Below are 11,935 nucleotides of genomic sequence, written 5' to 3' on the forward strand. Positions count from 1 at the left end.
TTTTCAGTCAGCGTGCATCCATTGGAAGAAATGATGGCATCCTCAAGGAAAGGAGTTTTCAAGCATGATCAAATTGTCCCTCGCCGCTGCCGCCGCCGCCTTTGCCTTGACCGCCTGCGCAACGCCCGCGCTCGCCAGTCCCGAAGCAACCGCCGCGCCGCCCCCTGCCGGTGACACCGTGCAGGTGATGGTGCTCGGCACCTATCACTTCGACAATCCCGGTCTCGATCTGGTCAATGTGGATGCTGACGATGTTCTGGCCGAACGGCGCCAGACCGAACTGCAACTCGTTGCCGAACGCCTCGGCGCCTTTCAGCCCACAGCCATCGCCGTCGAGAAAGTCCCTCGCGGCGGCAGCCTGATCGATTCCGGCTTCGCACGCTTTACCGAGACGGACCTCACCTCCGACCGCAACGAAATAGTTCAGATCGGATACCGCGTCGCGCACCAGCAAGGCATCGGCCGGGTGTATGCGGTTGACGCCCAGGACGGGGAAATCGAATTCTTCCCATTTGATCGCATACGGAGCTTTGCCGAAAAGACCGGGCAAATGGATCTGGTGAACGGCAAGATCGCGCAGGTTCAGGCAGAGGTCGAGGCAATTGCAGGTGATCGCGAGGCAACTCCGATGTACGAATTGCTCGCCAAAGAAAACGATGCCGAACGCACCCAGCGGATGCATTCGGACTTCTACTATGGCCTCCTGAAATTCGCCGATGCCGAGGAACAGCCCGGCGCCGCGCTGAACTATGGCTGGTATGCCCGCAACGCCATGATCTTTGCCAACATCGCGGCGAGCAGCCAACCGGGCGACCGCATCCTCGTGATCTATGGTTCAGGCCATAATTACTGGCTCCGGCATTTTGCCGACTCCACGCCGGGTTTCCAGTTCGTAGACCCCGTGCCCTATCTCAACGGTCAGGCTACCGCCTCCACCGCCACAAACGGATCATAGGAGAGGATCGGCGCGAGCCAGCGCTCGGCCATCCGCATGTCCCATCCCTTGCGCGCGGCATAATCGGCCACCTGATCCCGGTCGATCCGCCCAACGGCAAAATACACGCTCTTGGGATGGGACAGATAAAGCCCCGATACGCTCGAAGCGGGCATCATCGCGTAGCTGGAGGTCAGTTCCACGCCGATGCGCTTGTCTGCTTCGAGCAGGCCGAAGAGGGTCGCCTTCTCGGTATGGTCAGGCTGGCAGGGATAGCCGGGCGCCGGGCGGATGCCCTGATACTTCTCGGCTATCAGCTCCTCGCTCGACAATGCCTCATCCGGCGCATACCCCCAAAGCTCCTTGCGGACCTTCTCGTGCATGTATTCGGCCATGGCTTCGGCAAACCGGTCGGCCAGCGCCTTCACCATGATTGAGGAATAGTCGTCCCCTTTCGCGGCGAATGTCCGGGCAATCTCTTCGGCCTCCGGTCCCGCCGTCACGCAGAATCCACCGATCCAGTCATCCCCCTGCGGCGCGACATAATCTGCCAGCGCGAAATTTGGCTGGCCATTATCCTTCATCATCTGCTGGCGGAGCGTCAGGAAGGTTTCGCCGCTGGCAAGCTTCACGTCATCGCCTGCAGAATTGGCCTTCCAGAAGCCGACAACGGCCTTCGGTTTCAGCCAGCCCTTACCGACCAGCCGCTGCATCATGGCTTGCGTATCGCGCCACAGGCTGGAGGCTGCTTCGCCGACGATCTTGTCTTCCAGGATCGCCGGGTAACGTCCGGCCAGATCCCAGGCAGAGAAATACGGCGTCCAGTCAATATAACGCGCCAGCGTGCCCAGATCGATATCCTCGAATGTCCGTACACCCTCATAGGAGGGTTTCGGCGGCGTGTAGCTTGCCCAGTCAAACTGCAGCTTCGCAGCGCGCGCCTCTGCAATCGGCAGGCGCGGCTTGGGCGGGCCATCCTTGCGGGTTTCCCGCATCCGCTCATACCGGGCGCGCACTTCGCTGAGGAAAACCGGGCGATCATCATCGCTCAGCAGCGTGCTGACCACCCCAACCGCGCGGCTGGCATCTATGACATGCACAACCGGCGCGGACCGGATCGCCGGCTCGATCTTCACCGCCGTATGCGCCGCGCTGGTGGTGGCCCCACCGATCAGCAGCGGTTGGGCCATGCCCCGGCGCTGCATCTCGGCGGCAACATACACCATCTCGTCAAGGCTCGGCGTAATCAGACCGGAGAGACCGATGATGTCGGCTTTTTCCCGCACGGCCGTGTCGAGAATCTTCTCGGCAGGCACCATCACGCCCAGGTCGACAATCTCATAGCCGTTACAGGCCAGCACCACGCCGACAATGTTCTTGCCGATGTCATGCACATCGCCCTTCACCGTGGCGAGGACGACCTTCCCGTTCGACTTGCGCTCAAGGCCAAGCTCACGCTTTTCAGCCTCCATGAAGGGCTCAAGCCAGGCCACCGCCTGCTTCATCACGCGCGCCGATTTGACCACCTGCGGCAGGAACATCTTGCCCGATCCGAAGAGGTCACCGACCACATTCATGCCGGCCATCAGCGGGCCTTCGATCACATGCAGCGGCCGCTCCACGCTGAGGCGGGCTTCTTCCGTGTCCACATCAATGAACTCGGTAATGCCATGCACCAGCGCATGTTCCAGGCGCTTGGCAACCGGCAGCTCACGCCAGGCAAGATCCTTGACCTGAACCTTGCCCTTCTGGCCCTTGAAGCGCTCGGCAAGTTCCACCAGACGGTCGGTTGCATCGGCGCGCCGGTTGAGGATCACGTCCTCCACGGCTTCGCGCAGCTCCGGTTCGATATCGTCGTAGATGTCCAACTGGCCGGCATTGACGATGCCCATGTCCATGCCCGCGGGGATGGCATAATAGAGGAACACCGAATGCATCGCCCGGCGCACCGGCTCATTCCCCCGGAAGGAGAAGGACACGTTCGAAAGGCCGCCGGAAATATGACAGCCCGGGCATGTCTCGCGGATAAGGCGGGCCGCCTCAATGAAATCGAGCGCGTAGGTGTTGTGCTCCTCAATCCCGGTCGCCACCGCAAAGATGTTGGGATCGAAGATGATGTCTTCCGGCGGAAATCCCACCTCTTCAGTCAGGATACGGAAGGCACGCTGGCAGATCTCGATCTTGCGGGCTGCAGTATCTGCCTGCCCCTGCTCATCAAACGCCATCACCACAACGGCCGCGCCATAGGAAAGACAGGCGCGCGCCTGCTCGCGGAATTTCTCTTCGCCCTCCTTCATCGAGATGGAGTTGACGATCGGTTTGCCCTGAACGCATTTCAGGCCCGCCTCGATCACTTCCCATTTTGAGGAGTCGATCATCACGGGCACACGGGCAATATCGGGCTCGGCCGCGATCAGGTTCAGATAGGTCGTCATGGCCTGCACGCCGTCCAGCATGCCTTCATCCATGTTCACATCGATTACCTGCGCGCCGCTCTCCACCTGCTGGCGGGCGACCTCGACGGCATCGGCATACCGCCCCTCGGTGATCATCTTCCGGAACACAGCTGATCCGGTCACGTTGGTGCGTTCCCCAACGTTGATGAAAGTGGCTCTTGCCTGTGTCATTTCCGCGACCTTCCGCGATCCAGCGGCCAGTTGCCATCGCTGAGCGTAGCAAAACCGTCCGTCTTCTGATTGTAGATGTATATCCAGGCCTGCTCGCCTGTTTCTGCGCCTGTGTCGTCAAGCACGGGCACCTGCTGGCGCAGGTAAAGCGATGTGGCCGGATCATCCGTCACATCCTCGAATTCATCCATCGCCGGAATGATGCCCGCATCGTTCACGCGCCAACGCACGCCGTGGCACAGCGTATCGCCCGCCACCACGCCCGGAAAACCGCCCAGATCGAGCATCGTCCCGCGAAACCGGCAGGGCCCGAGAAACGCCCCGGCCACATCCAGTCCCAGCTCATTCGGCGCGCCCGCCGCGCCCTGTTTCAGCAGGCCGTAGAAGATAAAGAGGTCTCCAGTCTCAACTCTCGGTTTCGTCACGACGCCACCGTGAAAGGCTCAAGCCCTGACAGGCGCATGGCGCGCGGCAATTCCGGCACCTGTCGCGGCGCCGATGATTTTACCGCCTTCGCGATCGCCGCGATATGCCCCGGCGAGGTGCCGCAGCATCCGCCCAGCACATTCACCAGCCCGCTGTTTGCCCACTCTTTCAGATGCGCCGCCGTCTGGTCCGGCGTTTCGTCATATTCCCCAAATGCGTTCGGCAGGCCGGCATTGGGATAGGCAATGACGCGCGTATCGGCGACACGGGAGATGGATGCGATATGCTGGCGCATCAGGTCCGCCCCCAGCGCGCAGTTAAGGCCAATCGCCCAGGGCTGCGCGTGGCGAACGGAGTTCCAGAAAGCCTCAGCCGTCTGCCCACTGAGGGTTCGTCCGGACGCATCCGTGATCGTGCCGGAGATGATGATCGGCAGGTCAATGCCCTTGTCCTGGCGCAGATCCAGCAGCGCCTTGATCGCCGCCTTGGCGTTGAGCGTATCAAACACCGTCTCGATCAGGAAAACATCGATGAACGGCGCCATCGCCTCGGCCTGCTCGTAATAAGCCGCGCGAACCTCATCAAACGTCACGTCCCGGTAGCCGGGATCGTTGACATTCGGGCTCAGCGACAGCGTCTTGTTCGTCGGCCCTATGGCGCCCATCACGCCCACCGGGCGGCCAAGTTCCGCCTCGGCCTTGTCAGCCACGTCGCGGGCAATCCGCGCGCCTTCGCGCGCGATCTCCGGCGCAAGCGCCTCCATCTTGTAATCCGCCATGGCAATGGTCGTTGCCGAGAAGGTGTTGGTCTCCACAAAGTCCGCCCCCGCATCAATATAACGGCGATGGATTTCGCCGATGACATCCGGGCGCGTGAGGTTCAGGAGATCATTGTTGCCCTTCAGCGGGATGGCCCAGTCAGCAAACCGGCTGCCGCGGAAATCTTCTTCCGTCAGCTTGAAGTTCTGGATCTGCGTGCCCATCGCGCCATCAAGCACGAGGATGCGCTCATTCGCGAGTTTCTCGAGCGCCTTGAAACGGTCTTTGCTGTTCATGGCTAGGCTGCCTTTGCAGATTGGGGATTGAGGCCGAGCAGACGGCAGGTCGACAGGGCGAGGCCCGCGCGGTTCAGCGTGTAGAAGTGAAAATCCTGAACGCCCTGCGCCTGTAGCTTGCGGCAGAGATCGGCCGCCACATTGGCGGTGACGAGATCGCGGGTTTCTTCATCCTCGTCGAGCCCGTCATACAGCGTGTGCAGCCAGTCGGGGATCGACGCGCCGCAGAGACCGGCAATCCGCTTCAGGCCATTAAAGTTCGGCTGCAGCATGATGCCGGGCACGATCGGCATGGTGACCCCGCCCGCCCGCGCCTTCTCCAGGAAAGCGAGATAAACTTCTGGCTCGAAGAAGAACTGGGTGATCGCGCGGTCTGCGCCCGCGTCCTGCTTGGCTTTCAGGAAGGCAATTTCCGCGCCCCAGCCCCGGCTCTCGGGATGAAGTTCCGGATAGCAGGATACCGAAATCTCAAAACACTTGCCAAGCTCCGGGCGATGCTCTCTCAGCCCACGGATGAGATCAACCGAATCCACAAAGCCGCCCGGATGCGCTTCAAACTTCGCGCCCATCCCCGCTGGCGGGTCGCCGCGCAGGGCAACGATATGCCTCACGCCCGCCTGCCAGTATTCCTCGGCCACAGCGAGCACTTCCTCTTTCGTCGCCGAAACGCAGGTAAGGTGGGCGGCGGGGCGCAACGTCGTCTCCGCAACGATGCGGCGCACCGTGTCATGCGTGCGTTCGCGCGTAGAGCCGCCGGCGCCATAGGTCACCGAGACGAATGCTGGCGCCATCGGCTCCAGCCGCTTGATGGTTTCCCAGAGGCGCGCATTCATCGCCTCAGTCTTCGGCGGAAAAAACTCGAACGATACGCGCACGGTGTTTTCGGCAGTTGGCATTTGGATGGCCGGACGGGTCACGCGGCTTTCTCCCGGACTGAGGCAGGCTTGGTGGCCCGCCAGATATTGACAGTAAGGCCCGGCGCGCCGTTTTCCGGCGGCGCAAAGCTTTGCGGAGCCTCAAGGCTGAGGCCGGCTTCGCTGGCCCAATTGGCCAGTGCATCATGACGCACGCCCAGGCGGTGATGCCCATGTTCGGTGCGCAGAAATTCAAGATCATGCGGGGCAAAATCGATCACCAGCAACCGGCCGCCGGGCGCAAGCACCCTGCCCGCCTCGGCAATCGCATCGGCCGGGGTGTCCAGGAAGTGCAGCACCTGATGGATGATCACCAGATCCGCGCTGGAATCGGCAAACGGCACAGCCGTGACATTGCCGAAGCGAACACGCGCATTGCGCGCATTGGCGCTTTCCAGATTAGCCCGCGCGACCGTCAGCATACGGTGGCTGAAATCGATGCCTTCGGCCTCCGCCGCCAGCGGCGCAAACAGCGCCAGCATGCGGCCCGTGCCGGTTCCGAAATCGATCATCCGGCGGAAAGGCCCGGCTCCGGCCATGTCCAGCAGCGCCGTTTCGATGGCTTCATTCGGATAATGCAGGCCGCGCACCGTATCCCAGGTCTCTGCGATGCTGGAGAAATAGGCTTCGGCCGAGGCTGCACGCCCGGCCATGACTGTGCGCAAACGCTCAAGGTCGGCTTCGATCTCCGGTACGTCGGCGCCGAGCGCATTGAACAGGGCGTCCAGCAATTCCTTGCCGGGGCCGCTGCGGGCAGCGCGGTAGAATACGAACGCCCCTTCGGGCAAACGCTCCGCAAGGCCAGCTTCAGACAAGGCCTTGAGATGATGGGACAGGCGGGGCTGGCTCTGCTCCAGCACCTGCACCAGTTCCCCTACCGACAGATCCTGATATCGCAGCAAAGCGAGCAGGCGCAGCCGCGTAGGCTCGCCTGCGGCCCGCAGCCGCTCAAGAAGTCCATCGAATGCGTCGCTCATGCAAATCATATAAACGAACTTTTATATGATTTGCAATCCATCTTCGGAACCTGATCTAAACCGGTCCGTTAGAGTTAATAACAAATATGGCACGAAAGACACGTTTCCGACCATTTTTGAGGGTGTCAGGTTGAAGCGCGAAAACCACATGCCATCTCTCTGCAACCCCATCCACCATTCTTGTCATCACCCGTTGACTTATTTCAAACTTCGCAGCATAGCCAGGTCAACAGTTGATGACTTACTCCTCCCAGAAGCCACATTTGCCTGCCATCCTCCGCCGTACGTCGTCTCTTCAGGATTATTGACTGCATGAAACCCGCCTTCCCAGGTGCCGCCCTGCTCGCGGTCGCGCTTACTGCCTGCGCTTCGACACCCGCTGCTGGCTCCAATGACATGGCAGACCCCTATGAGGGCTTCAATCGCAAGATGTTCGCCTTCAATAACGGGCTCGACAAATACGCGCTGGAACCAGCCGCAACCGCTTACAAGACAGTAACCCCCGAATTCGCCCGCGACCGGGTGACTGATTTCCTGCGCAATCTGCGCGGCCCGGTCATCTTCGCCAATGACGTGCTTCAGGGCGAGCCCGACCGCGCCGGAACCACCTTTGCCCGCTTTGGAATCAACACTACCATCGGCCTCCTGGGCCTCTGGGACGCCGCCACCCATATGGGGCTGGACCGCCACAATGAGGATTTCGGCCAGACGCTGGCCGTCTGGGGCGTGGAAAGCGGCCCATACCTGGTGTTGCCGGTGCTTGGCCCAACGACGCCGCGTGACCTGACCGGTTTTGGCGTAGACCGCGCGATAGACCCGCTCACCTGGGTCCAACTGGATAATGACGATGACACAGACCTGGCCATCCGCGCCGGCCTCGGTGTTGTCGGCGCACTGAATGCCCGTGTGAATCTGGACGATCAGATCAACACGCTGAATGCCCAACCCGAACCCTATATTGCCCTTAGACGGATTTATTCATCTTCGCGTCAGGCAGAGATCCTTAATGGGAAGGTGAACGAAGACACCGCCTATGACGACCTCCCTGATTTCGACGCATTCGACGACTATGACGCCGAGCTGTTCGAAGATGAAAGTGTCGGGGCTGCCCCTGAAGAGGAGTAACACAGTGAAGCGTTTCATCCTTCCGGCTCTTATGGCCGCAACCTTGTCTGTAAGCGCCCTGCCCGCCTTCGCGGATGCCAAGACGGAAGCCTACGTCAAGAAGAATGCCAACGAAGTTCTGTCCACGCTCAACAACCCCGCCCTTTCCGCCAAGGAGCGGACGGAGAAGTTTAGCGACTACATGGACCAGTTCGCCGATTTCGACGCGATCTCGAACTTCGTGATCGGCAAATACAGCCGCCGTTTCAGCCAGGCTGACCTGACCCGCTATCGCACGGCGTTCCGGAACTACGCCATGGCTGTCTACGAGAACGAACTCGACGCCTATCGCGGCGAAGCCGTGACCGTGCGCAACTCCGTCGATCGCTCGCCGACCGATTCGATCGTCAACACGGTGATCAAGCGGCAGGACGGCAAGGACATGGACGTGCGCTGGCGTGTTCAGGGCAAGGAAGGCAATTATCAGGTTGTCGATGTTGCCCTCAACCTGGACGGCAACCTGATCTGGCTCGCCATCGAACAGCGCGCCCAGTTCATCGCCCTGCTCGATCAGAGCAATGGTTCGGCTGATGTGCTGATCAACAAGATCAATTCGATGACCGCCGACATCAAGACACGCAAGCGCAGCTGATCCCTTCAACCCCTCCCAATTGTCAAAACGCCCTGACCGATGGTCAGGGCGTTCTTGTTTGCGCGGAACAAACCTTGATCAGGGCGCCGGGCTTGGGGGCATGGTGAAACTGATCGGGGCGCCGGGGCCAAGATCGATGCCGAGATAGAACCAGCCGACGGTGAGAATGACGCCCGAGACCAGGAGCCAAACCGAATAAGGCAGCATCAGCGCCGTAAGGCTGCCGAGGCCGAAATCCTTCTGCCAGCGCTGGGCGAAGATCAGGATCAGCGGGAAATAGACCATCAGCGGCGTGATGATGTTGGTGGCCCCGTCACCGACGCGGTAGGCGGCCGTAGCGCCCTCCGGGGAAACGCCCAGAAGCATCAGCATCGGCACCAGAACCGGCGCCATCAGCGCCCATTTGGCCGAGGCCGAGCCGACGAAGAGGTTCAGGAAACCTGTGAAAATCACCATCAGCCCGAGCACGACCGGCAGCGGCAGGCCGCTCGATTCGATGGCGTTGGCACCATGAACCGCTGTGATGAAGCCGAGGTTTGACCAGCCGAACATGGCCACGAAATGGGCCGCAGCAAAGGCGAGGACCAGATAATAGCCCATGTCCTTCATCGCTTCAGCCATCATGGCGACGAGATCGCGGTGGTTCTTCACCGTTCCAGCCGCGGCGCCATAGGCCCAGCCCGCGAACAGGAAAAGCAGGAAGAAGGCCGCCACCAGCGACTGGTAAAGCGGCGCGAGCGTGGCGTGGACGGAACAGTCGCCCGCTTCGATGGTGCCGGGGGGGCAGGCCTCTTCATTGATGAGCGGCGTTCCGGGGCCGAAGGTCATGAAGACCCAGAGGAGAATGACCGCAAGGCTGGCAAGACCGGCATAGAGAATGCCCTTCTTCTGGCCAGGCTCCAGCGGCTTGTCTTCATCCCCGAAATCCTGCGCCTGCTGGGCCGTGGGCACCCATTTGCCGAGGCGCGGCTCGACGATCTTGTCGGTGACGAACCAGATCAGCGGCAGATAGATCACCATCAGGACCGAGATGAAGAACCAGTTGCCGGCAATGTTGACGTGAAGGCTGTCGACGAGGCCGGAGTTATCCACAGCCTGCTGGGTGATGCCGAAGAGAAGCGCGTCGAGCTGGCCAGGGGTGATATTGGCGGAAAAACCGCCCGAGACGCCGGCAAAGGCAGCGGCAATACCGGCAATCGGATGACGCCCTGCGGCCGCATAGAGAATGCCGGCGAGCGGGATGAGCACGACATAGCCCGCATCCGACGCATGGTTCGACAGCATGGCGATGAGGGCGACCACCGGCGTCAGCAGGAAGGTTGGCGCGCCGCGGACGGCGGCCCGCATGCCGCTGGCGAAGAGGCCGGAGCGCTCGGCCACGCCAGCGCCGAGCATCACGATCAGCACGTAGCCCAGGGGGTGAAAGTGGGTGAAGGTTTTCGGCATATCCACCCAGAGCCGCTGGATGTTCGCGGCCGACAGGAGGCTGTCGGCCCGCACGACCACGTCGGAGCCATCAGGGTTGATCTGGGTCGGGTGGGGCGCAGACACGCCAAGGGCGGCGCAAACAACCGAAAGGAGAACAAGGCCGCCGATCAGATAGAAAAAGAGGAAAGCCGGGTCAGGCAGTTTGTTGCCCGTTCTCTCGACAAATCCGAGAAAACCTTTCTGCGCAGCCGCCATATTGTTCTCGCTCATTCGAACTCTCCCAGTTTCCCAGGGCGAACTGTGCGGATCAGGCGCCCGAAGGCAAGGGTTTTTGTGCCATAATTACAGCGAAGCGGGCCAGATTTCGGGAGGGCCAGCGCGGAGGGCCGGAACGCGCGGGAGCGCGGCCGGTTTTTTGGGTGAAGCTGATCTCCCGGCCAGAGAGCGAGAGCCGATGGCGCGGGGATGTGCTGAGGGGTTTTGGGGAAAGGGCGGAGAGAAGGTCCCGGATAATCGCTTCGCGATTTCCGGGAGGACGCGGATTTTTAGTTAGGAGGTGTCGGGGTGTGGGGCTCCCCCCTCCGCCCCTGCGGGGCACCTCCCCCGTGAACGGGGGAGGAGATCCCCGCGCGGCGGGGAGGTTTGGGGTTCCTCGAGGAAGACACCTGCGAGGTTCGGGGAGATATGGCTTTCCCAGACGGGATCGTCCCAGCTCGGCTTTACGGCGGCGGGTTTCCTGTAGGCGCGCCAGTGGTCGCCGACCTGGACGATGTGGACGTGGCCCCATCGGGTGACCGAGATCAGCAGGGTACGGAGTTCAACATCCTGACGTTTGAAGATCCAGCGCAGCTGCAGCCAGAGGTAGGGCCAGAAGACTGGCACCACATGGGCATAGAGGCGGGCGATCTGGGGCGACATGGGACGGAGTATAGCTCCGTTCCCGGAGGGGGTGGGGAAATAAAGTTTTTTCTGCGTGTTTGCTGCAGGTTTGAGCAGATTTTTGTTGGATAGGGCGGAAGGCCCTCACCTCCCACGCCCTCCGGGCGCGGGCCTCTCCTCTCCCGGCGGGGGAGGGGTAAGAGGCGTTGGAGTTTTTTCTGGAAAGCTCCAAAAAACTCCAACGGGGCTCCAAAGACTTTCAGGACCAAGACTTGGACAAATCCGGACAGTTCCGGTCAGGCGGCGGCCATGTGCCAGTTTTCAAGTTCGATGACGGTAGCTTGCCAAGGGAGGCTGGCGATGCGGTCTACCCAGTCGCGAATCAGGGGATCGTCCGGCGTGGAATCCTTGAACCAGAGGAAGGGCGAGGAGACGAGCAGGTCTGCTGCGGTGAGCCGCTCGCCCATCAGCCAGGGGCCTTCTTCCAGCGCGCGGCGGAGCCGGTCTGCCACTTCCGTCATGCCGCGATAGGTGGTGTGGAGGACGGGGTGGTCGAGGCCGGCGACGCCGTGGACGATGACAGGCTCCATCACGCCAGCATACCAGAACATCCAGGCGAGGAAGCGGCCGCGCTCGGCATCGCCTTCGGGCACGGTGTATTCGGCGGCGGGGAAGAGGTCTGCCAGATAAAGCATGATGGCAGCGCTTTCCCAGATCATCACGTCATCATGGACGAGCAGTGGCACCTTGCCTTCGGGGTGAGGGTTGAGCGGGTCGCGCCCGCCGGTGCCATCCTGACGGGGAACCGAAACGATGCGGACGGTCACCCGGTCTGCAATGCCCATGGCGTAGATGAGGTCGAGGATGCGGGTCGAGCGGGAATGGGGGGCGTGGTAGAGGGTGAGCATGGGGCGTCCTTTCAGGGGTGGTTGCCGGAGGC

At 61.5% G+C, this 11,935-nt stretch carries 11 protein-coding genes; 3 read left to right on the forward strand and 8 right to left on the reverse strand.

Annotation, left to right across the window (positions count from 1 at the left end; genetic code table 11):
• The first annotated feature begins 64 nt into the window (after positions 1 to 64).
• Positions 65 to 955, forward strand: coding sequence for a DUF5694 domain-containing protein (locus ACQKI2_RS01615; RefSeq protein WP_427377982.1), 891 nt, complete (start codon positions 65 to 67; stop codon positions 953 to 955).
• Here ACQKI2_RS01615 and metH read toward each other — a convergent pair.
• The 5 genes from metH to ACQKI2_RS01640 are packed head-to-tail and all read right to left on the reverse strand — an operon-like array spanning position 919 to position 6,932.
• Positions 919 to 3,561, reverse strand: coding sequence for a methionine synthase (gene metH, locus ACQKI2_RS01620; RefSeq protein WP_427377983.1), 2,643 nt, complete (start codon positions 3,559 to 3,561; stop codon positions 919 to 921). The two genes, ACQKI2_RS01615 and metH, sit on opposite strands and share 37 nt — an antisense overlap.
• Positions 3,558 to 3,986, reverse strand: coding sequence for a gamma-glutamylcyclotransferase family protein (locus ACQKI2_RS01625; protein WP_427377984.1), 429 nt, complete (start codon positions 3,984 to 3,986; stop codon positions 3,558 to 3,560). The genes metH and ACQKI2_RS01625 overlap by 4 nt, the downstream gene beginning before the upstream one ends.
• Positions 3,983 to 5,041 (reverse strand): homocysteine S-methyltransferase family protein, encoded by a 1,059-nt coding sequence (locus ACQKI2_RS01630; RefSeq protein WP_427377985.1) that lies wholly within the window; start codon positions 5,039 to 5,041, stop codon positions 3,983 to 3,985. Before ACQKI2_RS01630 ends, ACQKI2_RS01625 begins: the two co-directional genes overlap by 4 nt.
• Before the next feature lie 2 nt (positions 5,042 to 5,043).
• Positions 5,044 to 5,958: a methylenetetrahydrofolate reductase [NAD(P)H] gene (gene metF, locus ACQKI2_RS01635; protein WP_427377986.1), complete on the reverse strand. Its 915-nt coding sequence runs from the start codon at positions 5,956 to 5,958 to the stop codon at positions 5,044 to 5,046.
• A complete protein-coding gene (locus ACQKI2_RS01640) occupies positions 5,955 to 6,932 on the reverse strand; it encodes a metalloregulator ArsR/SmtB family transcription factor (RefSeq protein WP_427377987.1) in 978 nt (325 codons plus the stop codon). The genes metF and ACQKI2_RS01640 overlap by 4 nt, the downstream gene beginning before the upstream one ends.
• 312 nt (positions 6,933 to 7,244) lie before the next feature.
• Between ACQKI2_RS01640 and ACQKI2_RS01645 the strand changes: the two genes are divergently transcribed.
• Positions 7,245 to 8,057 (forward strand): MlaA family lipoprotein, encoded by an 813-nt coding sequence (locus ACQKI2_RS01645; protein WP_427377988.1) that lies wholly within the window; start codon positions 7,245 to 7,247, stop codon positions 8,055 to 8,057.
• 4 nt (positions 8,058 to 8,061) lie between these two features.
• On the forward strand, positions 8,062 to 8,688 hold the full coding sequence (locus ACQKI2_RS01650) for an MlaC/ttg2D family ABC transporter substrate-binding protein (protein ID WP_427377989.1): 627 nt from the start codon (positions 8,062 to 8,064) through the stop codon (positions 8,686 to 8,688).
• A gap of 78 nt (positions 8,689 to 8,766) precedes the next feature.
• On the opposite strand, the gene ACQKI2_RS01655 is transcribed toward ACQKI2_RS01650, so the two are convergent.
• The 3 genes from ACQKI2_RS01655 to ACQKI2_RS01665 all read right to left on the reverse strand — a co-directional run bounded on the left by ACQKI2_RS01655 (position 8,767) and on the right by ACQKI2_RS01665 (position 11,903).
• Positions 8,767 to 10,386 (reverse strand): AbgT family transporter, encoded by a 1,620-nt coding sequence (locus ACQKI2_RS01655; RefSeq protein WP_427377990.1) that lies wholly within the window; start codon positions 10,384 to 10,386, stop codon positions 8,767 to 8,769.
• Positions 10,387 to 10,665: 279 nt separating this feature from the next.
• A complete protein-coding gene (locus ACQKI2_RS01660; protein ID WP_427377991.1) occupies positions 10,666 to 11,034 on the reverse strand; it encodes a hypothetical protein in 369 nt (122 codons plus the stop codon).
• Positions 11,035 to 11,291: 257 nt separating this feature from the next.
• Positions 11,292 to 11,903: a glutathione S-transferase family protein gene (locus ACQKI2_RS01665; RefSeq protein ID WP_427377992.1), complete on the reverse strand. Its 612-nt coding sequence runs from the start codon at positions 11,901 to 11,903 to the stop codon at positions 11,292 to 11,294.
• Between the last annotated feature and the right edge of the window lie 32 nt (positions 11,904 to 11,935).

The sequence above is a fragment of the Hyphomonas sp. NPDC076881 genome (assembly GCF_050269995.1).
Taxonomy (GTDB): domain Bacteria; phylum Pseudomonadota; class Alphaproteobacteria; order Caulobacterales; family Hyphomonadaceae; genus Hyphomonas.